Source organism: Bdellovibrionota bacterium, from assembly GCA_035292885.1.
Lineage (GTDB): Bacteria > Bdellovibrionota_G > JALEGL01 > JALEGL01 > DATDPG01 > DATDPG01.
Genome location: DATDPG010000110.1, coordinates 1 through 21,293, shown reverse-complemented (window position 1 = coordinate 21,293; position 21,293 = coordinate 1). Strand labels below are relative to the sequence as shown.

The 21,293-nt window shown below is 55.9% G+C and carries 19 protein-coding genes; 7 read left to right on the top strand and 12 right to left on the bottom strand.

Annotation, left to right across the window (positions count from 1 at the left end; all coding sequences use genetic code 11):
* The first annotated feature begins 4 nt into the window (after nucleotides 1-4).
* Nucleotides 5-247, top strand: a complete 243-nt coding sequence (locus tag VI895_08850; protein HLG19905.1) for a hypothetical protein — start codon at nucleotides 5-7, stop codon at nucleotides 245-247.
* Here the strand turns inward: VI895_08850 and VI895_08845 are convergent.
* The 4 genes from VI895_08845 to VI895_08830 form a co-directional block, all read right to left on the bottom strand.
* The gene (locus VI895_08845) at nucleotides 225-578 is read right to left on the bottom strand and encodes a TIGR02266 family protein (protein HLG19904.1); all 354 of its coding nucleotides are present in this window, start codon (nucleotides 576-578) and stop codon (nucleotides 225-227) included. The two genes, VI895_08850 and VI895_08845, sit on opposite strands and share 23 nt — an antisense overlap.
* 58 nt (nucleotides 579-636) lie before the next feature.
* Nucleotides 637-1,248, bottom strand: coding sequence for a hypothetical protein (locus VI895_08840; protein ID HLG19903.1), 612 nt, complete (start codon nucleotides 1,246-1,248; stop codon nucleotides 637-639).
* Nucleotides 1,245-1,850, bottom strand: coding sequence for a hypothetical protein (locus VI895_08835; protein ID HLG19902.1), 606 nt, complete (start codon nucleotides 1,848-1,850; stop codon nucleotides 1,245-1,247). Before VI895_08835 ends, VI895_08840 begins: the two co-directional genes overlap by 4 nt.
* A 192-nt stretch (nucleotides 1,851-2,042) precedes the next feature.
* Nucleotides 2,043-3,875 (bottom strand): sigma 54-interacting transcriptional regulator, encoded by a 1,833-nt coding sequence (locus tag VI895_08830; protein ID HLG19901.1) that lies wholly within the window; start codon nucleotides 3,873-3,875, stop codon nucleotides 2,043-2,045.
* A gap of 190 nt (nucleotides 3,876-4,065) precedes the next feature.
* Between VI895_08830 and VI895_08825 the strand changes: the two genes are divergently transcribed.
* Entirely contained in the window at nucleotides 4,066-4,860 is a 795-nt protein-coding gene (locus VI895_08825) for an inositol monophosphatase family protein (protein HLG19900.1), read from the top strand.
* On the opposite strand, the gene VI895_08820 is transcribed toward VI895_08825, so the two are convergent.
* From VI895_08820 to ilvA, 3 genes are all read right to left on the bottom strand, one after another.
* Nucleotides 4,857-5,261 carry a type II toxin-antitoxin system VapC family toxin gene (locus VI895_08820; GenBank protein HLG19899.1) on the bottom strand — a complete coding sequence of 135 codons (405 nt, stop codon included), beginning with the start codon at nucleotides 5,259-5,261 and terminating at the stop codon, nucleotides 4,857-4,859. The genes VI895_08825 and VI895_08820 overlap by 4 nt on opposite strands.
* Nucleotides 5,258-5,503, bottom strand: coding sequence for a type II toxin-antitoxin system prevent-host-death family antitoxin (locus VI895_08815; protein HLG19898.1), 246 nt, complete (start codon nucleotides 5,501-5,503; stop codon nucleotides 5,258-5,260). The genes VI895_08820 and VI895_08815 overlap by 4 nt, the downstream gene beginning before the upstream one ends.
* A 73-nt stretch (nucleotides 5,504-5,576) precedes the next feature.
* Nucleotides 5,577-6,785, bottom strand: coding sequence for a threonine ammonia-lyase (gene ilvA, locus VI895_08810; protein ID HLG19897.1), 1,209 nt, complete (start codon nucleotides 6,783-6,785; stop codon nucleotides 5,577-5,579).
* A gap of 62 nt (nucleotides 6,786-6,847) precedes the next feature.
* Between ilvA and dnaK the strand changes: the two genes are divergently transcribed.
* Nucleotides 6,848-8,410, top strand: coding sequence for a molecular chaperone DnaK (dnaK, locus tag VI895_08805; protein ID HLG19896.1), 1,563 nt, complete (start codon nucleotides 6,848-6,850; stop codon nucleotides 8,408-8,410).
* A gap of 3 nt (nucleotides 8,411-8,413) precedes the next feature.
* Nucleotides 8,414-10,384, top strand: a complete 1,971-nt coding sequence (locus VI895_08800) for a DnaJ domain-containing protein (GenBank protein ID HLG19895.1) — start codon at nucleotides 8,414-8,416, stop codon at nucleotides 10,382-10,384.
* Here VI895_08800 and VI895_08795 read toward each other — a convergent pair.
* Nucleotides 10,370-11,530, bottom strand: coding sequence for a serine/threonine-protein kinase (locus VI895_08795; GenBank protein ID HLG19894.1), 1,161 nt, complete (start codon nucleotides 11,528-11,530; stop codon nucleotides 10,370-10,372). The two genes, VI895_08800 and VI895_08795, sit on opposite strands and share 15 nt — an antisense overlap.
* An 87-nt stretch (nucleotides 11,531-11,617) precedes the next feature.
* Here VI895_08795 and VI895_08790 point away from each other — a divergent pair, with 87 nt between their 5' ends.
* From VI895_08790 to VI895_08780, 3 genes are all read left to right on the top strand, one after another.
* Nucleotides 11,618-13,300 (top strand): DUF6531 domain-containing protein, encoded by a 1,683-nt coding sequence (locus VI895_08790; protein HLG19893.1) that lies wholly within the window; start codon nucleotides 11,618-11,620, stop codon nucleotides 13,298-13,300.
* 12 nt (nucleotides 13,301-13,312) lie between these two features.
* The gene (locus VI895_08785) at nucleotides 13,313-13,813 is read left to right on the top strand and encodes an NYN domain-containing protein (GenBank protein HLG19892.1); all 501 of its coding nucleotides are present in this window, start codon (nucleotides 13,313-13,315) and stop codon (nucleotides 13,811-13,813) included.
* A gap of 246 nt (nucleotides 13,814-14,059) precedes the next feature.
* A complete protein-coding gene (locus tag VI895_08780; GenBank protein ID HLG19891.1) occupies nucleotides 14,060-14,845 on the top strand; it encodes an MFS transporter in 786 nt (261 codons plus the stop codon).
* On the opposite strand, the gene clpB is transcribed toward VI895_08780, so the two are convergent.
* The 4 genes from clpB to VI895_08760 all read right to left on the bottom strand — a co-directional run.
* On the bottom strand, nucleotides 14,842-17,427 hold the full coding sequence (gene clpB, locus VI895_08775) for an ATP-dependent chaperone ClpB (protein HLG19890.1): 2,586 nt from the start codon (nucleotides 17,425-17,427) through the stop codon (nucleotides 14,842-14,844). The two genes, VI895_08780 and clpB, sit on opposite strands and share 4 nt — an antisense overlap.
* A gap of 53 nt (nucleotides 17,428-17,480) precedes the next feature.
* Nucleotides 17,481-17,897 (bottom strand): DUF1844 domain-containing protein, encoded by a 417-nt coding sequence (locus tag VI895_08770; protein ID HLG19889.1) that lies wholly within the window; start codon nucleotides 17,895-17,897, stop codon nucleotides 17,481-17,483.
* A gap of 3 nt (nucleotides 17,898-17,900) precedes the next feature.
* On the bottom strand, nucleotides 17,901-19,748 hold the full coding sequence (locus VI895_08765) for a DUF4340 domain-containing protein (GenBank protein ID HLG19888.1): 1,848 nt from the start codon (nucleotides 19,746-19,748) through the stop codon (nucleotides 17,901-17,903).
* 12 nt (nucleotides 19,749-19,760) lie between these two features.
* Nucleotides 19,761-21,293, bottom strand: a 1,533-nt coding sequence (locus VI895_08760) for a Gldg family protein (protein HLG19887.1), incomplete at its 5' end; no start/stop codon positions are given.

Below are 21,293 nucleotides of genomic sequence, written 5' to 3'. Positions count from 1 at the left end.
CCCCATGCCAAATTCGGTCGCGGATCATGAATCGGCGTGGAATCAATTCGGTCGGTCGGTAAGCCAAGAGAGTTTCTTCGCCGGGCGTCACGGAGGCAGCGGTCTCGATGCGTCGAATGTCACCGCTGCCGAGTGCCGAGCGGCGCTGAGCGGCGTAACGCGAAGCGACCGCGTCCCGGAGAAGGAACTCTCTTGGCTTACTACGTATCGGGGGTGGAAAATAATTATAAGACAGCGATTCGCTTGATCAGCGTGAGAATCTTCTCTTTATCCACTTCTTTCATGTTGACGAAGCGGATTCCCATTCCCGGGTTGTGATTCTGTTGCCGGTTCGGGCGAACGGGGTTCGTCCAAATCACCTCGCCGAGCACTTCGACCGCCTTTCGCTCTTCGGGTAACGTGAACTGAAGATCGACCATCGTGCCGGCCGACATCGGTTCCGTGGTTTCAATAAAGATCCCATGTTCGCTGATGTTGGTGGCGTTCTCGAAGAGGAAATTCCCCTCGCACTGACAATCCACCTTTAGTTTTACGGGGATTCGCTTGGAACCCCGTTGTTCGGACTCGGAACCACTCATATATTAAGTTTCGCTATCACACGCCTTGCTTACGCGACAAGTAATTTGTTTATCCGGGCTAGAGTGCGTCGATCCGGGCGAGCCGGCTTTGCGTGTTCATCCGGTAGAAGGCACGCAGATGGGCCAGGGCAGCCCTTCGGGTGCCGCCCCTGTCAAACAGCTCCCCGAGGGTACGGCAAAACTTGCCCCCTAATCGATTGGCCTCTCGATATCGAAGCCTGCCCAACCGCTGGATGCGGCGATCGAACGAGACGCGCTCGAAAATCCTCTGGAAGAGGTCTTCCTTCCTTGAAAAATAAAGGGAAGCCAGAAGAAACTTATCGATCTCCCCCTGGAGTTCCACATCCAGGAGACTCACCGGCCTTCGATTTCGAGCGCTCCAGAGGAGATAGGAAAAGTGACTCACCTCCTCGGCCGCCGTGCAAAAATCGGCGAGATTGGTGCGTTCCAACCCTTGGCGTTCGATTCGACGAAGCCTGAGCTCTCCCAGATATACGCCGAGAGAAACTTGATCCTTTTCTTCAAACAAGAGGACTTGAGGGGAAGGGTTTTGTTCCGTTCCCAAAAAGGACCTGACCTCTTTTCGAGAAAGAAAAAACTCCTGAACCGAAGGAGCGGCGTTCAGGCTGTAGATCGCTTCGATGTCCCGTTGGAGAGCTTCTATCCTCAATGAATCGGCTCCCGGGATTGGTCGACGGGGAGCACTCCCAAATCACGAAGCCGGTCGGAGAGGCGCGCGCTCTTCGTCACCAACCAACGTTCGTAGAGACGCAAAAGGTCCTGATCGGAGGTCAGTTCGGTGGATTCACTGACTTCCGCGAGCAAGTTAACGACCGGAGTGAATTTCGTCGCCAGTTCCCCGAACATCTCAGAGAACAGTTCCCCCTGCCGGCGTTCGCGCACCAGGCCGGAGATGTAACTGTAGGCTTGTTCTCCCATCGAAATGTAGTAATCGATGTCCACGATCCTTCGTTTCAAGCTGTCGGAGAAAAACCCGGACAGATAGAGGGATCGATCCCCCACGGTTTTAAGAAGGTGAAGTTTTTCGCTTTGGCTTGGGGTCTGAATTCCGCGCCCGTACATGAGCGCCAAAGGTTCATCCACCGTGACTCCATCTTCCGAAACATGGAGTTTTTTCGCCTCCAAGAATTCTGAAAGAAGGTTGACGACGTAAAATTGGGTTTCGTCTCGGAGAGCGACGCCTTGATTCTTTTGCGCCTCTTCCACCCGTTCTCGGAAAAATTCCGGCAGAGCTTGATGTTCAATCCCCATCGCAACCCTCCTCTCCTAGGTACGGGAAAGACGCGTCCAATGCGCCCTCACTGCCGCTTACAAGAACCGGTCGGACGACCCAAACGCCCATCCGGTGAAATGGAAGATTCTTCATCAATTTGAAGAGCTTATAGTTAAAGTATAAAAAATCGGGGGTCCCGGGGTCAAGATCCCCCTGAAAAGACAGGGTTTTTAGCTCCGTTTAATGTCGTATTTTTTGATCTTGGAAACCAGCGTCCGCCGCGGAAGATTGAGAAGATCCGCCGCCTTGGTCTGGTTCCAATTCACCCGTTTGAGGGCGTTGATGATGATGTCCCGTTCGTAGGCCTCGACGACATCCTTCAGATCGCCGACGGCGGTGGGGCCGACCGTGACGGTGCTTCCGCTGAACGACCGGGGGGGCTCCACGTACTCAAACGAGTCGGTCGTCAGCTTGCTCGTAAGGGCGTCTTTGTAGATCGTGTCGCCCTCGGAGATTACGACCGCGCGTTCGATGGCATTCTTGAGCTCGCGGATGTTCCCCGGCCAGTGATACCGAACCAAGAGGTCCATCGCGTCGGGCGCGATCTGCCGAACCGGAAACCGGTTTTCCTCGCAGCACTCTTCGATGAAGGCCTGAACGAGATAGGGAATTTCATCCCGCCGCTCGCGCAGAGGCGGAACGACGATCGTCGCGGCATTGAGGCGATAAAAAAGATCCTCTCGAAATTGTCCCTTGGCGACCAGTTCCTCCAGCTTTCGGTTCGTGGCGGCGATGATGCGAACGTCCGTATCGATTTCCCGATTGGAACCGACGCGCATGATCTTCTTCGACTGCAGCACACGAAGGAGTTTCGCCTGCGTTTTTTGAGGCATCTCTCCGATTTCATCCAGGAAGATCGACCCTCCCTTGGCCGATTCAAAGAGACCGATTTTGAGCTGGTCCGCTCCGGTGAAGGATCCCTTCTCATGGCCGAAGAGTTCGCTTTCCAAAAGGGTCTCGGTCAAAGCCGCGCAGTTCACGCAGACCAGGGGTTTGTCCTTGCGCTCACTGTTGGCATGAATGGCCTCCGCCACGACTTCTTTTCCGACGCCCGTTTCGCCTTGAATAAGAACTGTAATCGTGGATTTGGCGATCCGTTCGGCCAACTCGAACAACTGCCCCATCTTTTCGCTCTTGATGATCACCTCTTTGTTCGACACCATCACGCGGCGAACATCGTCTTTCACCTGGGCGATGTGTTCGTTCTTTTGCTGGCGGGCTTGTTTCAACGCGCTCCGCGATTTCTCGATCAACACGTCGGCGCTCCGGCCGTCCTCGGGGAACGTGGCCATTCCCACGTTAAGAATGAGTTGACGATCGGCGGTTCGGTCGGTGGTCATCCGCTGACCCAGACGAAGCGCTTCTTTTTTGTCGGTTTCCGGAAGAAGAAGTTCGAGCTCGAATTTTCCGTAGTGGGCCAGAAGGTCCATCGTGCGAATCATCGTGCGAAGATATTCGACCACCTTCGGGTAGCGTCCCCGGAGAATCTGTTCACGTTCCTCGGGGTTTTCGGCGTTCGTATCGAGTGCAACCATGAGAACGGAGAGCGGCCGTTTGTAACGGGAAGCTCGATCGAGTTCTTCGGACACGCGACTTTCAAAATAACCGTGGCTTCGAAGCCCTAGTCTTTGACCATCGATCGGGTTTTGAATCGAGAATTTAAATCCGGTGGCGCCGATCTGAATCTCGTCGTCGTCGACCAAAGTATGCTCACCGGAAAGACGGTCCCCGTTCACAAATGTGCCGTTCGTACTCCCGAGGTCGACGACCTTTGTCTCTCCGTCGGCGGTTATAAATTGCGCATGCCTCCGAGAGACCTGACTATCATTGAGACAAATCTCGGCATTGGGGTGCCGCCCGGCGAACATCTTTCCATCGGCTAATGTAAAGACCGTACCCGCGTGCGGCCCGGATACAGCGAGAAGATAGGCACGCTGGGGGGGGACAGCATCTTCCGGACCCCTGCCGGTTCGATACTTGGGGAGAGTTTTTTCTTGTTCCATGCCTGGGCAGCCTTAGAGCACAAGTATAGCCGATGGTGCCTAAAAATTGCTACGGAAGTTCCGTGACGCTGCCGGAACTCTGTCAAGCACATGAAATAACTCGCCATTTCGCTGTTCTCATAGATTTCTCCCGTCGATTCGATATCCTTGCTCCGCCTTGGCCACCCTCAATAAAATATCACCCCGCCAATTGGAACGAGTCGCGGTTCGCGCCTCCCAACGCGCTGCGACGATCCTTCGAAAGTATTACCGAAGCGGTGCCGCCTCCGTTCACAAGGGTGCCGTCAACCTTTTGACGAAAGCCGATGTCGAATCGCAGAACATCATCGTGAAAACTCTGCAGTCGGCTTTTCCGAGTCATTCGATTTTGGCGGAGGAGAACGAACAGGGGCATAAAGAATCGCTCGACGGGCCGATTTGGGTCGTCGATCCGCTGGATGGGACGACGAATTTCGCTCACGGCTTTCCCGTGTTCGCCATCTCGATCGCATTTCGTGAACACGGAGAGATGAAATTCGCCCTCGTGCACCAGCCGATTCTTCACGAACTCTTTCTGGCGCACCGAGGACGGGGTGCCACATTGAACGGGAAAAAAATTCACGTCTCGCGCCAAGACGATTTCTCCAAGACCCTTTTAGCGACCGGTTTTCCCTATGACCGGAGAACCTCTCCGGAAAATAACCTGGATCTCTTCGGTTATTTCGAGCTCAAAGCCTTGTGTGTCCGGCGCGCCGGCGCCGCTGCGGTGGATCTTGCCTATCTTGCGTGCGGGCGATTCGACGGTTTCTGGGAGCCGAAACTGGCGCCCTGGGATATCGCCGCCGGAATGCTTTTGGTTGAGGAGGCGGGAGGGATCGTCAGCGATTATCGGGGAGCGCCGCTCAGCGATCTTTGGTGCAACGAAATCGTCGCCGCCAACAACTCCGCGATTCATCACGAGCTCGTCGAAGGGATCGGCGCCGTTCGGGCACGACGCACTTCTTAGATATCAGCCACGCGAACGACGCCGGACTCCCGTATTCCCCCGTCCACCGTCATGAGCGAAAGCCCATATGTCCGCGCCGTTGCCGCAATCAATTGATCAGCCGGATCGTTCGGGAACCGACCGCCGAGGCGAGTGCTATCCAGGACAATCGCGCCATTCAACGGCAGGAGATGTACGAGCGGATCTTCTTCGAGTTCCCGGAACCATTGGTCGATGGACAACGAAAGCATAAATTTTCTTGCGACGGTAAGTTTAGCTATTTCCCACAGAGTAATAATGGACACGCCGATCCCTTCCCCGGCCCGTTCCGTTCCATCCAAAAGCCGTTTAAACTGGTCGGGCAGTTTGGGAACGTCGAGGTACCACCAAAGAAGAACGTGGGTATCCAGCAGAAACTTCAAGTTTTCAGCACTTCCCAGTCCCCGGAGGTGTCAAAATGAACGATATCGCCGTGTATCTCGGCAAGCCCTTTCAACCGTCCCCGTCGACTCCCCTGCTGGATCGGTTTAATCGGACTGACCCTCGCAACGGGCACGCCGTTCTTGGTCACGATGTATTCTCGGCCCTTCTTGGCCGTTTCCGCGATCAATGCGAGAGCCTTCGCCTTAAACTCGCTGATCGTGACTGTGAGCTTTCCCTTCATCGCGATCACTCCTGCAGTTGATTTTACGATATGACTAGTCGACTAGTCAAATGGTCAAAGACCGGATTTTCGCTCACCCCCGAACCTGCACGTCATACCCGCGCTCTTTCAGGGTGTGGAGGATTTCGTCGATATGTTCCTTGCCCCGGGTCTCGAGCGTGAGTTCGGTCCCGGTGGTGTATAGCGCTATTTCCTTGGAGGCCCGATCGTGGTGAATCTGGAGAATATTGGCGCGCAAATCGGCCAGGATCCCTGCCAGCGTTCGAAGACCCCCGGGCCGGTCGGGGATGACGACGTCGATTCGAAGGAGACGCCCACTTTTAAGAAGCCCCTTTTCGATGATCCGGTCGATGAGATTCACGTCGATATTCCCGCCGCTCACCACAGCGACTGTCTGTCCCTTTATGGAACCGATCTTCCGGGCCGTTATGGCCGCCCAGGCCGCTGCGCCGGCCGCTTCGGCCAGGATTTTCGACGATTCCAGCAATTCGAGGATGGCATTGGCCATCTCTTCCTCGGTTACGGTGACAAAGTCGTCGAGATACTTCTTCAAAATCGGCAGCGTTACCTCTCCAATTTTTTTCATGGAGATCCCATCGGCGATCGTGGGCACCGCAGCGGATTTCTTGGCAGCCGCCGATCCCTTCCACGCTCGAAATGTAAAATCGTAGTTCTCCGCTTGAACGCCGACGACTCGGCACGCAGGGCGTCTTTCCTTGAGAGCGACCGCCGTCCCTCCGGCGAGGCCACCGCCTCCCACAGGAATCACCACACAATCGATATCGGGAAACTGCTCCAGAAGTTCCAGACCGAGCGTCCCCTGCCCCGCGACGATCTCCGGGTCGTCAAAGGCGTGGATAAAGGCCTGGTTCTTTAGTTTGGCGAGATCTTGCGCCGCGGCCGTCGCTTCGTCGAAGCTCCTCCCCTCAAGCATGACTTCCGCGCCCCACCGGCGCGTGGACAGAACTTTGTTGAGCGCCGTATCTTCCGGCATGAAAATCACGGCGTGCACGCCCAGGCGCGCGGCGTGGTACGATACCGCCTGGGCATGGTTCCCGGCGGAAGAAGCGACGATCCCCCGCAGACCTCCGCCGCTTTTCAAAAGAAGAAGTTTGTTGAGGGCGCCTCGTTCCTTGAACGAGCCGGTCAGTTGCATATTCTCCAGTTTAAGCGCTGCCGTGGAGGAAGCCTTCCCGGTGTAGGGCCCCGGAACGAGCGGTGTGGTCCGCAGTTCTCTCCCTATCCTTTGACGCGCCTCTTCGATATTCTGAACCGAAATCAATGCGGAAAACCCTTGTCGGATAAAGCGTCTCTACCTAACATTCGCAGCCTGGAGGGTCAAACGTGGAAAAGGTTCTTGGGATCGATCTCGGTACGTCGACATCCTGCGTTTCGGTATTGCTCGACGGCAAACCGTTCGTCGTGCCCGATAAAGACGGAATTACGATCCAGCCTTCGATCGTAAACTTCCGCCCGGACGGAAAGATCCTGGTCGGAAAGGAAGCCAAGCCGTTCGTCATTCAGGACGCCGAGAACACGGTCACGTCCGCCAAACGCCTGATCGGCCGAAAATTCTTTTCCGCGGAGGTGAAAAAGGCCAAGGCGATCTGCCCCTACGACATCCTGGAAGGCGAGAGCCAGTCGGTCAATATCCGGATCCGGGACAAGAATTATTCGCTCCAGGAAATTTCCGCGATGATCCTCAAGAAAATGAAATCGATCGCGGAAGAGCACTTCGGCGAACCTCTTCGAAGAGCCGTGGTCACGGTTCCCGCCTACTTCAACGACAACCAGCGGGCCGCCACGAAAGACGCGGGCAAAATCGCCGGCCTCGACGTATTGCGGATTATCAACGAGCCGACGGCGGCGGCGCTCGCCTTCGGGTATGGAAAAGACATCCGACAGCGAGTGGCCGTCTACGACCTCGGCGGCGGAACGTTCGACGTTTCGATTCTGGAGCTCGGCGAGGAGGTTTTCGAAGTCATCTCAACCTCCGGAGACACCTATCTGGGCGGCGACGATTTCGACGATCGGATCATCGACTGGGCGGCGGATCAATTCATGGCTAAATGCAACGTGGATTTGCGAAAAGATCGCATCACGCTCCAGCAGCTCAAGGATGTCTCGGAAAAGGCCAAGATCGAACTCGCCACGCAGGACACCTCCACGCTTTTCATCCCGGCGATCACGGCCGACACCACCGGCTTTATCGATCTTGATATTCCGCTGAGCCGCCAAAAATTCGATGAGCTGACGGCCGATCTGATTCAGCGCACGCTGAAGGTTTGCGACGAAGCGATGCAAATGGCGCGTTTAAGCCCCTCGGATATCGAAGGGATCATTCTGGTGGGCGGCCCCACGCGCATACCGGCGGTCCGGCTGGCCGTGAAACATTACTTTCAAAAAGAACCCCTGGGCGGCGTGAACCCCGACGAGGTGGTCGCTATGGGGGCGGGAATTCAGGCGGCCGCTCTGGCGGGCGAGTCCAAGGATGTCGTCCTGATCGATTTAACGCCACTCTCTTTGGGAATCGGCATCCGCGGCGGTTTGGTGGAGCGCATCGTCGAAATCAACACGCCGGTGCCGGCCGATTTTACAAAAATCTTCACCACCTCTGAGGACAACCAAGAGTCCGTGAAGATTCGTGTGTATCAGGGCGAATCGCGAAAGGCGGCGGAGAACGAAACTCTCGGCGAATTCACGCTGTCGGGCTTGAGAAAGGCCTCGGCCGGTACGGTGGCGGTCGCCGTGCAATTTGAAGTCGATACCAACGGAATCCTCAACGTCACGGCGAAAGACGTCGAGACCGGAAAGGCCCAGTCGGTGCGTTTACAGGCATCGGGGCGGCTCTCGGAGGAAAAAATGCAGCAGCTGTCGAATGCAACCGAGGCGGTGGTGACCGGGTAAACTGTGGAGCTTCCACACCTCTCTCCCTCCGCCTCGACGAAACTTTCCGGCGCGCTTCCTCTCCTCGCGGTCGCTTCGGCCGTACGCGGTCAACTCACGGGAACACTGAAAATCCAGAGTGACAAGATCGTCCGCTACTGGGAGTTTTCCGTCGGCAATTGCGTGAACGTAGCGTCGAACGCGAAGAGCGAACTCCCGGGCTCCTTTCTTCAAAAAGAGGGTCGGTTCAACGCGGCTCAATTCGATGCGTATTTGGCCGAAATTCAAAAGACGAAATCGGCCCATCATTGGGACATCGCCAAACGCTTGGCCGCCCTCACCGACGCGGAGGTCGTCACACTCCGGGAACGTTGGGCTCTTCGGATCGTCTCGACGTTGGCGGCCTCTTCTCCGTCGGAGATTTCGTTTGAGCCCAAGCCCGGTCGCGAGGGAACGATTCTCCTTTCCGGGATTCGCCTTCTCATGAAGGCGGCCGAACCGATCCAAGCCGCCGACATTCCGAAGTTGTGCGACGCGTTCACGCCGTCCAGCGTCGTGCACGCGGATGAGAAGCGGGAGAAAACGTTCGAGCCGCTGCCGCTGGACGCCGAAGAAAAGGGGCTTCTGACGGTCGTGAAAAACAGCAAAACGATCCAGGAAGTTTTTTCCTCCAGCTTTTTGAAACCGGACCGAATCACTTCGCTTCTTTTCGCTTACTTTCTCGCCGGCCTCGTGGAATTCGAAAGCGCCGAAGTCGCGGCCCAAAAAACGCACGAAGCCTCCCTTTCGGACGCGCAACGCACGCTCCATCAACAGATGGCCGCGAAGGCCCAAAGTCTCGACAAAACCAGTTACTACGATTGGATCGGCGTTACTCCGAAGTCCTCCTCGGAGGAGATTGAACGGAAAGCTACCGAAATAATGGAACTGTACGCCGCTCCTTCGATCGAAAAATTGTTTCAAGAGCGAGATAAAACCATCCCGGGCCTGTTGCTCAAGAAATTGGAAGAGGCTCGCCGAATTCTACTCGATCCGACGAAGCGGAAGGAATACGACGGGTTTTTGGCCGGAGGAAAAACCGGCTCATTTGCGGCAACGAGTGTTTCCCTCCGGGAAGAAGAGGTGGTCCGCCAAGCGGAGGCGTTGCTCGCCTCGAATCAGGCGGACCAAGCGGTGGCGCTGGTCGATCGTGCACTTCGCGACGTCCCAAATTCGGTCACTCTAATCATCCGGTATGCGCAGCTGTTGCTCAAGACGAAAGGTCCCGCCGATTCGGCCGCTCGCGACCGCGCCCTCGCCGAACTCAAGAGGGGTATGACTTTCAAGCCTCCGAAGCCGGAAGTTTTTGAAGCGGTGGGCGCCTGGTGTCTCGCGCTTGGACAGAAACCGAAAGCGATGGATGCGTTCAAGCGAGCTTTGGAACTGGCTCCCTTTTCGGCGCCGGCGCGGGACGGACTCCAAGAAGCGGATTCCGCGAATGCGCCCCGAATCTTGGTGGATATCCTCTTTCAACACCGTGGATCACTGGACTTCTACCAACTTCTCGGCGTGGATCCTCGCGCCAACGTTCGAACGATTCAAAACGCCTACCGGGATTGCACGAAGCGTTTTCATCCCGATCGATTCTTTCAATCCGAAGCGGAACTCAAGGAACACTCCAAGGAAATTTATAAGCGAATGGTCGAGGCCTATGTGACGCTTAAGAATCCTTCCAAGCGAAGCGCTTACGACGAAAAACGTGGCGGGACGATTTCGGACAGCGGCAGCGGCGCGGGTTCGGACGAACCTTCGCACGAGCGGGTTTCAACGGCATCGACTCCGGAGACCCGGCAGGGGAAGAAATTCTACGAAATCGCCCTGGCGGCGATCCGCGAGGGCAAGCTGGATTCGGCGAAGCTCAATCTTCAACTCGGGCTTCAGGTCGAGCCGAATAGCCGCGCATTGAAAGAAAAACTCAACGAGCTGTTGGGTACGGCTTCTTCAGCCAAACCATAGGCGGACGAGCCAGTTCCCGACCTGAAATCCGAGCGTAGCCGCCACACCGATCCCGATGCCGATCCAAAGCCACGCCAGCGGGCGCCGCGGCAGCGTCGTCCGCCTCGTCGGCTGAAGATCCTCCGCCACGGAGGAGGGGAGCGCGGAAAATCCGGTCAGGACCAAAATCGTTCGAAAGAGATGGACGACTTTTTCCGGATCCCCTTCCTCCATCGCGCGCTTCCCGGCCCGAAAATAGGCTTCCAGAAGCCACTTCCGGACGGCTTCGCGGGTATCTCGCTGGTTCTTGGTCGAAGAGAGATACCGCGCCGACATTTCATCGACTTCGGTGAAGCCCATCTCGGCGAGATAGGTCTCCAAGAGGGAAATCACTTCATCCGCCGTTGTCACACGATCGGGTCGATCTTTGGCGATCATCCGTTCGCAGAGCGCGGATAGGGATTGGGGGATGTGTGGCATCAATTTTCGAGGAAGCGGAGGCGGCGGTCCCAACACCAAATCAAATGTCTCTCGGCGGTTTTTTCCCTGAAACGGAAGTTCGCCCGTCAAAAATAGATAGAAAAGTACTCCCAAACTGAAAATGTCCATTTTCGGAGTCGGCTTGTCGCCTCGGATCTGTTCGGGTGACATATAGGCGGGCGATCCGATCCGCGTCCCGGGAAGCGTAAGATCCGCTCCTTCCCAAAGATGGGCCAGGCCGAAATCTGAAATCTTAAGGATTCCCTCCGCGCTAAGAAGAATATTTTCCGGTTTCAAATCGCGGTGAACGATCCCTTTGGCATGGGCGACCGCCAATCCGCGAGCCAATTCGAGGATCATCATCGCGGCCAGATCGGAAGGGATGTCCCTTTCCTTGCCCACAAATTCCGCGAGATTGGTCCCCTCCACGCACTCCAGAACGCTGTACCATTGGTTCTTGTCGTTGGTCGTGAACGCGTGGATCCCCACGATGTTTCGATGGTGCAGGGACGTGAGCGCTTTCGCCTCGCGCTGAAAGCGCGCCAACGGATCGCCGAAGGAGAGATGCGCGTGCAAGAGTTTAACGGCGACCGTTTTTCCCGAGAGCGTGTCGGTCGCGCGGTAGACGGTCGACATCGCGCCCGCGCCGATGGTTTCGTGCAATTCGTAGTGGTCGAGCCGTTCCACGGCGGTTCTTTCATGCTACCCGTCCCGCCGCGGTCAAACAAATCCCCTCGTTGACTTTTGACCGATTCCCCCAGTAATTTGAAGCAGATGCGCGCCTTTTCTTTAGGGTTGGCCTTCCTTTTCGCAATCTCTCCCGCCTATTCCACCGTCGACCTCGGTCGCGGAAGAGCGGGAGACGTGTTGCACATCCACCACGCGCCCGATCCGGTGAACGTCCGGAACGGGAATTTCTATTTGCCGGTGCAGGACTACTACATGTCCTGCTTCGGGTTTCCTTTGGAGGTTTATCGGTCGTACAACAGTCTTTCCACACGAAACGGCCCCTTCGGAAAAGGGTGGACGTTCAACTACGACATTCAAATCGTCGTCGGAGAAGAGAGCGGAATGAAAGTGGTGGAGGCCGACGGATTCGTGAATGACTACAAAGCCGTCGAGGCTGAAAAGAATCAGAGCACCAACGAGGTCGATCCGATCGTGCGGGCCAAGAAGAAAGAGGACATCCAATATTCAGGGAGCCCCCAAGGAAAAGGCGAGGCCTATTACAAGGACTATCGCCGCAAGCTCCAGGCGGACAAGGCGTTTTTTGAACGGCAGCGGGATCGTTATCTGCCCGCTCAGTCGAAAGCCTCCGCGAGCGGGAAGTATGTCTCCCGAAAACGGGGCACGACGTTTTTGACCAAGACCAAGAACGGATTTCTGCGCACAACCGAAACCGGACGGAGCGAAGAATACAACTCGAAAGGTCTCTTGATCCGCCTTTCGGATCGGAACGGCAACGAATTGACGCTCGAGTACAACGCCGAGAGCCGCCTGACGAAAGTGAACGACGGGTGTGGCCAATCGATTCAATCGACCTACAATCCCCGCGGCAAGATCGTCGAGATTCTGGATTCTCTCGGCCGGCGGCTGACGTACACGTACGACGCGAAGGACCGGCTGATCTCGGCCGTCGCCCTGGATGGCGGCAAGACGACATTTACGTACGACGATTTCGACCGGATGACGTCCCTCGTCTTCGGCGACGGAGAAAAAGCGGAGATCTTTTACGATTCGAAGAACGGTTATGTTTCCAAACAGGTCGGCCCGGGGAGCAAGGTCACGGAATACAAATACGGTAAAGAGAAGGAAACCGTTTGGGCGAGTGTTCAGGACAACGAAGGAGGCAAAGGCCGTTACGAATATATCGACGCCGAGAACAAGATCATTTTCATCGACAAAAATGGAAACAAAACCATCACCACCGTCACGGCTTGCTGCGGTAAGCCGCTCTCCATCAAGGATCCCAAGGGGGTCGGCGAGGATTTTCGGTACGACGGCAAGGGGAATCTCATTTCAAAAACCGACGCCGCAAAAAAAACCACGGCGTTTACGTACGAGCCCCGCTTTAATCAGGTATCGGAAATCAAGAATCACGACGGCACGACGATGCGTTTTCTGTACGACAAAACCGGAAACCTTTCCTTCGCCACAAGTTCGGATGGAAAGCATGTGAAGCTCTCATATGAGAAGCATGGAAAGATCGAGAAAATGACGGATCACAACGAAAACACGGTGATCTTTTCTTACAACTCGTTCGGCAAACCGTTGACGATCGAAAAAAAGGTCAAAGCCAACCGGGTCGGCATCATCAACGTCACGTACGATAAGACGGGCGAAATTACGAGCGTCGTCTATGAACCGAAAGATCCGGAGGTCGTCCAAAACATTAAAGACACTCTCGCCTCCTTTCTTCGGCTCCTCAAACCGACCGGCATCGACTTTGAGATTTAACCCTGCCTGCCGATGGCTCGCATCCTCATCGACGGCTATAACCTTTTGGCCGTCACGAACCACGCCGACCGCGATGCTCTTCTGCGATCCCTGAGCGAATACCGCAAGACCAAGAATCATGAGATTACGATCGTCTTTGACGGCACCTATGGCGGCCGCGGCCAAGGCGACCACTTTCACACCGGCGGAATCGAAGTGATCTTTTCACCCCTGACCGTGACGGCTGATGAGACCATTGAAGAAATCTTGGCGAAGCCCGATGCGGGCGGGTGGATCGTAGTGAGTTCCGATCGTCGAATAGAGTCCGCCGCGCACCGGGCTCACGCGTCGCCCATCTCTTCACAAGAGTTCTCCGCCAGGCTACGACAAAGGTTCCCCCACCCGCCGGCCAATGCCCTCCCCCCCTGGCTCGAAGGACGAACAAACGAAGAGCCTCGCGCCGAGAAGAAGGGCTCTTCCTCTCGGCGTTCCAAGAAGGAGAGGAAACACCGAAAACGATTCGATCGCCTCTAGTTTAAGTTAAGAACCGCAATCTATGTATTTTCGGTCCTGGCGCGGCTTGTCGGGCTTGTCCCGAGATATTTGGATTCTCTCCGCCTCCACGCTGGTCAATCGGATGGGGACGATGGCTCTTCCGTTCCTGGCCCTTTACCTCACTCAAACCCAGCGCTTTTCAAAGGCCGAGGCCGGATTATTCGTTACGGTGTACTGGGTCGGAGCGATTTTTTCTGCGCCGTTGGCCGGACACTTTTCCGACGCGTGGGGACCGCCGGTCCGTCACTGCAGAAGCCCGCCTATTCGCTCTATCGACTGGCCATCAATCTTGGAATGAGCGTAGGACCGGTCCTGGGAGGCTGGCTCGCTCCCATCTCCTTTCAGTCCATATTTTACGTTGACGGTTTCACAGCGATCGCGGCCGGTCTTCTGATCAACCGCCTTCCCTCGGCTACCAAGAGACGTCTCACGGAGCCCTCATCCTCTCCCCGCCGCTCCATTCTCTTATCGGATCCGAAGTTTTCTTATTTTCTCCTGTCGCTGCTGCCGGTCATGATCATCTTTATTCAGCACGAAGCGGCCATGCCGCTTTATCTCGTTCGGGACCTCCATTTTCGAGAGTCGGCGTTCGGGCTTCTTTTTCCGATCAACACGCTGCTCATCATCTTTCTCGAGGTTCCTCTCAACACGGCGATGGCTCATTGGCCGCACGCACGTTCCATCGCTCTTGGGTCGTTCCTCACCGGCCTTGGATTTGGTGCGCTTGCATGGGCGAACGATTTTTCCCAGGTCGCCGTTACCGTGGTCATCTGGACGTTCGGTGAGATGATTCTTTTTCCTGCCTGCGCCGCGTACGCCGCCGAGATCGCCCCGCCGCGATATCGCGGCCGGTACATGGGCCTTTATGCCATGTCATTTAGTCTCGCTTTTGCCATCGGCCCCGCACTCGGTTCCTTGGTCCTTGAAAGTTTTGGCGGGCAGTTTCTCTGGGGCGGAACTATCGCCCTTGGTGTTTTATCGGCGGTCATGACGCTGAGACTCCGCCGTTAACGATTTTGAAAAGTAATGTGTCCGCCTTCCACGTCCACCGTGATCGCGGCATTTTCAGCAATTTCACCGTCCAAGATCTTCTCGGCCAAAGGATCTTCGGCCTGTTTTTGAATCGCCCGCTTGAGGGGCCTCGCTCCAAAGAGCGGGTCATATCCGACGTCGGCCAAATGTTCTTTCGCTTTCGCCGTAAACTTGAGCTCGATTCGGTTACTGGACAGGCGCTTCTGGAGTCGGCCGAGCTGTATCTCGACGACCTTACGAATTTGGGCTTTGTCCAAACTGTTGAAGATCACGATATCGTCCACTCGGTTTAAGAATTCAGGCTTGAACGACTCGCGCAGAAGTTTTTGAATCTTGCTCTCGATCTGTTTCTTATCCTTCGTGTCGCTCTCCAAAATCATCTGGCTCCCCAGATTAGAGGTCATGATGAGAACACTGTTTCGGAAATCGACCGTGCGGCCCTGGCCGTCGGTCAAGCGGCCGTCGTCCAGGATCTGAAGGAGAATGTTGAACACATCGGGGTGGGCCTTCTCGATCTCATCGAGCAGGATCACCGCATACGGCCGACGGCGCACCGCCTCCGTCAAATGACCCCCCTCCTCGTATCCGACATATCCCGGCGGAGCGCCGATCATCCGCGCAACGGAGTGTTTCTCCATGTATTCCGACATGTCGAGACGCACCATCGCCGTTTCATCGTTGAAGAGAAACACCGCCAGCGCCCGCGCGGTCTCCGTTTTTCCGACGCCGGTGGGTCCCAAAAAGATGAACGAACCGATGGGTCGCACAGGATCGGAGAGGCCCGCTCGCGACCGCCGAACCGCGCTGGATACTAATTTTAGCGCCTCATCTTGCCCCACGACCCGCTCACGCAGACGGCTTTCCATGTCGCGGAGCTTTGCCTTCTCGCTTTCAAGCATCCGGGACACCGGAATTCCGGTCCAGAGCGACACGACTTCGGCGATGTCCTCTTCCTCCACCTCTTCCTTCAGCATCTTTTTGTCTTTTTGGAGTTCGGCGATCTGTTTGTTTCGAGTCGCCAGCTCCTTTTCAAGCTCCGGAAGTTTGCCGAATTTCAGTTCGGCCGCTTTTCCTAAGTCACCCTGTTTTTCCGCGACCTCGATCCCCGATTTCGTCTCTTCCATCTTCGCTTTCGCTTCGCTGATTCTTAGAATGGCCTGTTTCTCGTTCTGCCAGTGCGTCCTGAGCTGTGTCGCCTGCTCCTTCAAATTCGACATCACTTTTTCGATTTCCTGCTGCCGTTCGCGGGACGCCTTGTCTTTTTCTTTCTTCAGCGCCTCTCGTTCAATCTCGAATTGCACGATTTTCCTTTGGAGTTCGTCGATCTCCGAGGGGACCGAATCGATCTCGATCCGAAGCCGGCTCGCCGCTTCGTCGATCAGGTCGATCGCCTTATCGGGAAGAAATCGGTCGGCGATATACCGGCTCGAGAGTGTGGCGGCGGCCACAATCGCGCCATCCTGAATCCGAACGCCGTGATGAAGCTCGTACCGCTCCTTCAATCCGCGCAGGATCGCAATCGTGTCCTCCACGGACGGCTCGCCGGTGTAGACCGGCTGAAACCGCCGTTCGAGCGCGGCGTCCCTTTCAATATGTTTTTTGTATTCTTTGAGCGTCGTCGCTCCCACGCATCGGAGCTCGCCCCTTGCCAGGGCCGGTTTCAGCAGGTTCGAGGCGTCTACGGCCCCTTCCGCGGCGCCGGCGCCGACCAGCGTGTGGAGCTCGTCAATGAACAAAATGATTTCGCCTTCGGCTCTCGAGATTTCCGTCAGGACCGCCTTTAATCGATCTTCAAACTCCCCCCGGTATCTGGTTCCGGCGATCAGCGCCCCCAAATCGAGCGAAACGACGCGCTTGTTTTTGAGCGTCTCCGGCACATCCCCGCTGACGATTCGCTGAGCCAACCCTTCGACGATCGCCGTTTTTCCGACGCCCGGCTCGCCGATGAGAACCGGATTGTTCTTGGTTCGGCGGGAGAGGACCTGAATCACACGGCGGATCTCCGAATCCCGGCCGATGACCGGATCCAACTTCTTCTTTCGAGCCAGGTCGGTGAGATCCCGCGCGTATCGTTTGAGCGCCTGGTATTTCCCTTCCGGGTTCTGATCCGTGACCCGCTGGTCCCCGCGAACGTCCCGAAGGGCATGGAGAATTTTTTCTTTTGAAACACCGTTGCGTTTGAGGATCTCGAACGCCGCATTCGCATCGACCGACGCCAGGCCGGCCAGCAAATGTTCCGCCGAAACGTACTCATCTTTAAGATGACCGGCTTCATCAAAAGCCCGGTCGATGACCTGTTTCGTTTTATCGTTTAAAGCTTGGCCGGCCGAAGCCCCGGATACCCGCGGGAGCCGCTCAATCGCCAAATCGGCCTCCTGTTGAATCTTCGCGGGAGGGATCCCTAATTTCTCCAAAAGAGGCGTTACCACCCCTTCCGGCTGGCGTACGAGGGCCGAAAGCAGGTGCTCGGGGGCGATGTCCGGATTTCGACGCTCCTCGGCCAGCTGCTGCGCTGTCTGGAGCGCCTCCTGGCTCTTGATCGTCAACTTATCGAGGCGCATAAAGCTAATAAAGGCGCTAAACCGCCCGTGTCAACGCCCGAAAAGGCGTGATTTTAAGGGGTCCGAGCGGCTTCGACGAACCGGATGCGAAGCTCGTAAAGAACTTCGTCCATCAACCTTTTTTCTTCCTTACTCAAATTTCCCCGCGTCTTCTCCTCGAGCATCGTCAAAATCTCCACCTCTTGTTTGGCGAGAGGAAGATTCTTGTCGGCGTGACCGGTGTGGGGATCCTTGACCAATCCCATATGAATCAGCGCGGAACTGCTCATCGACACGACAAATGTGGAAAAATCGATTGAAGGATATTCGTCTCCGTGCGGCTCTTTCCTCGGTTCCTTTTTTGCTTCCTGCCGAGGGGGCGACTCCGGCTCCCGCTTGGCTGACGGCTGCACCAAAGGCGTCGGTTCCTCCTTCGCCTGTCCCCGTCGGTCGGTAATGCGGAAGGACGACTGTTTGGGCTCTTCGGACATTCCCTACGATCCCTTCTGCGGCGTCTCGATCTTGAAGAGTTGTTCCAAGAACTCCGCCTTGGACGCCGACATCTGGCCCACGACGTTCCTTTGCGCGGAACGCACCGTCACTATATTTCCGTCCTTTTTTCCGAACGACCAGGAGATCGCTTCTCCCGTTTTGGGACGGAATTCGACCGTCATCTCGCTCGCTTCGGGACTTCCGGCTCCGCCTTCCATGAACGTCTCGATCTCAAGATTCTCGACTCCGTTCACCACCGAGTCGGAGGTCGACTTCTCTCGTAACTTCGCCTTGAGCGGCGGTTCCGCGCCGTCCACCGTTCCCAACACCCATTGACCTTCGGCATTTCGAATGAAACTCACCTTGACCGGATTCTTTTGAATTTGGACGGAAGCCAATTCCTCCATCTTAAGCGGCAGAATTTTCTTCTCCCTCGCCCCTTGAAAGGCGGTCACCAGACCGTCGTACGCTGCGCGCGAAAATCGATAGTAGAGATCGGGGCTCGAACTCTTGCCCTGTAGATCTTTTACCGACCCAGGGTCGAAGAAAGACAAATCCCGTTTCTTTCCTCCCACCGTCACTTGAATTGACACTTGTGGTTTTCCAAATCCGGCCGGAGCCTTCGTTCCCAAGAATTCACCCGCCTGAAATTCGACGATCTTCGTCAGAAGGGCGGCAACCTGGTCCGAATTCACACGGTCTTCCACCGGCTTAACCAACGTCCACGTATTGCCTTTCTTTCCAAGTTCCGTCGTTTTTCCCCGGTTCACGAGCAGAACGTCGGTTATTATTCCTTTGTCGGCGGAAAACGGTTTCTTACGAACCCAATCCTTGACCTGCTTGGTCAGCGTTCCTTTCATCCCCTCGCGAACGGCGTACACCTGCGGAAAATCCATCCGGCGAACGTATATGTCTTTATTTTTTTCAAATTTACGGCCGATCAGGACAGTCCAGTGTTTTTCGCCGCTTTCCTCGGCCGCCGCAATGTCGATCTTGGCGTACGGTTTGTCGAGACCGTAACTCTTGGCGTCCTTCGCGGCGTCATCGCTCGGGATGGTATTCGCATGCAACGACTTTACGTCGCTCAAGAAGTTCTCGATCGCCCTGCCATCCGCCGGCAAGCCTTCCGGTTTCGTCAGGGTCCAGCCCGCCTCCCCCCGCGAGGCCGCAACTGAATTCTTTTTCCCCTTATCGTCATACGTGATTTCAACCCGCTTCACCTTCGAAAGATCCTTAAAGCCGATGATTTCTTTCTTCCGCCAATCCGAAGGCTTTCGCGTTTTTAGATAATCCAGGGTGTTGGAACCCAGAACGATCTGTGGGCTGGCCGATGTCTGAAGATAAGGGCCGCTCTTGGCTGAATTTTGATCGCCCACGCGCACGGTCAGTTTGGGGTTTTCCACGTTCTTTTCGTACAGATCGATCCCGAGCGGGGCATTTTCAAGATTGTATGTCGCACGATTTTCCCCCTTTTCGCTGATTACTTTGGTCGACGTCAGGTCTTTTATATTGTTGATCAGCGTGTTGACCGACCAATAATCCGGGAGCGACTTGATCGGTTCCACGATCGCCCAGTCCGAAACGGAATCAAATTCATTGGAAAGCGCCGCCCATTCGTCGCTGAATTTTCCTTGAGCGTCCTTCGTGCGCCGGACGAACACGATCTTTCCCCCCTCTTTCGCATCGACAACGATCCGCCCGATCGCCTCCATGTCGATTTGGGCGATTTTCTTCTCTTCTTCCGCTTTGTCGTCCTTCGCAGCCTTCTGCTTCCGATGCCAGGCCACGAAACCGACCAGGCCCACTAAAAGAGCTAATGAAACCAGTATGCGCAAAACATCTTTTTTCATTGAAACCTAGCCTCAGCCACGCCGACGCCGATACCACCAGAGATCCATGCCAAAGATCAACACCAACATCGGGAGGCCGATGATCGCGACATAAAAAATGGTATTGGACTGCGCGGGCGTCAGTTCGATCGTGGACGAACGGATCTGCTTCGGCCGAATCGAGATCTTTTCCATCTCCCCCTGAAGCCAATTGAGCGAGTTTAAGAAGAGATCGAAGTTGAATTCGTACGAACGAATCAACCCATTGGACGCGAAGTCGGCGTCACCGATGACGACGAGGCGGGCCGTCGGCATGGCCGTTTCCCCTTCTTTCTCACCTTCCCGCTCAGAACTCACGGCGATCGTCACCGGGCCGGGAACATCGTGCGCTTCCAGGTTCGCTTTCCCCTGACGGAAAAGTTGGTCGATGTCGGTCTCCGCCCAGCTGGCGTCCCCGCCGGCGCTCGAAATCAAATCGACCACCGTTCCGCCGAAATTCTCGGCCTTACGGACCGAACGGACATTTTGGAACACCGTCTGTTTTCCCTTCAACGGATCGACGATCGGGTGATTTCCATAGGTCTGAGCCAGAACCGTCAGGCCGATTTTGACGCCCGCAAAGAGCTGCAAGTGTTTTTCCAGGATTACATCTTTCCCGATGTCCACGCCCCATTTGCGCAGAACATCTTCCAATCCGGTGTCGAGGACGCCAATGTGCGTCGGGCTTAGCCGACGATCGGGAACGTTCGGGTCCAGCATAAAGAGAGCTTTCCGACCGTCGCCGAGAAAGCGGTCGATCGAGCCGGCCTCTTCTTTCGTGAATCCTTGCGTCGGTCCGGCCACCACTAAAATCGCGCAATCCGGGGGAACCGCCCCCACAATCGCTTCAACCGCTTTGGGTTGATATCCCTCGTTCGTCAATCCGCCTTTGGAGGCCGAAAGACTCCGCGGTTCATCCTCCGGACCGTCGATATCGAGTTCTCCGTGACCTTTCGTGAAACAGACGTTCGGTGTCGTCGAGCGGGTTACCTTTAACATGGCCTGCGTAAGCCCCTGCTCCGTGAGTTCCCGCGTGATGCTGGTTTGCTCGCCGAAAACGATGAGAATGTCGCCGTCCTTCGCGCTGTGCTGCACGGCCAAGGTCTTTTCTTTATCCGGGTCCGCGAAGTTCACGGTGACCTGTTTCGATTTCGACTGATACATCCCCAGGAGTTCCTTGGCTTCCGGCTTCGTTTCGTTCCGGTCGTCGAAAAACGCCGTGATCATGAGCGGGCCCTTCAATCCCTCCACGAGTTTGATCGATTGGTCGGTCAGCGTGTGCACCTGGCCTTCCGTAAAGTCTTTTTGCGCGTGGAAATCCTGGGACATTACGTTGGCGACGATGACGATCGCCAGGACGATCACGCTGTATACGGCGGCGTTCGTTCCGTAACGAAGAGAGCGCTTTTCAAAGAGCTCTTTCAAATACAAGTGGCTCAAATAGAGAAACGCACCGTTGTAGAGAAACGCCGCGCCCAGAACTCCGTACCCCGACCAACTTTTCTCGCGGAAAAAAACCAGCGACGC

Bases quoted from the DNA above. Each gene is read 5' to 3' on its own strand.
- VI895_08850 (HLG19905.1), top strand. From the start codon at position 5: ATGCCAAATTCGGTCGCGGATCATGAATCGGCGTGGAATCAATTCGGT.
- VI895_08845 (HLG19904.1), bottom strand. From the start codon at position 578: ATGAGTGGTTCCGAGTCCGAACAACGGGGTTCCAAGCGAATCCCCGTA.
- VI895_08835 (HLG19902.1), bottom strand. From the start codon at position 1,850: ATGGGGATTGAACATCAAGCTCTGCCGGAATTTTTCCGAGAACGGGTG.
- VI895_08830 (HLG19901.1), bottom strand. From the start codon at position 3,875: ATGGAACAAGAAAAAACTCTCCCCAAGTATCGAACCGGCAGGGGTCCG.
- VI895_08815 (HLG19898.1), bottom strand. From the start codon at position 5,503: ATGAAGGGAAAGCTCACAGTCACGATCAGCGAGTTTAAGGCGAAGGCT.
- VI895_08790 (HLG19893.1), top strand. From the start codon at position 11,618: ATGCGCGCCTTTTCTTTAGGGTTGGCCTTCCTTTTCGCAATCTCTCCC.
- VI895_08785 (HLG19892.1), top strand. From the start codon at position 13,313: ATGGCTCGCATCCTCATCGACGGCTATAACCTTTTGGCCGTCACGAAC.
- clpB (HLG19890.1), bottom strand. From the start codon at position 17,427: ATGCGCCTCGATAAGTTGACGATCAAGAGCCAGGAGGCGCTCCAGACA.
- VI895_08770 (HLG19889.1), bottom strand. From the start codon at position 17,897: ATGTCCGAAGAGCCCAAACAGTCGTCCTTCCGCATTACCGACCGACGG.
- VI895_08765 (HLG19888.1), bottom strand. From the start codon at position 19,748: ATGAAAAAAGATGTTTTGCGCATACTGGTTTCATTAGCTCTTTTAGTG.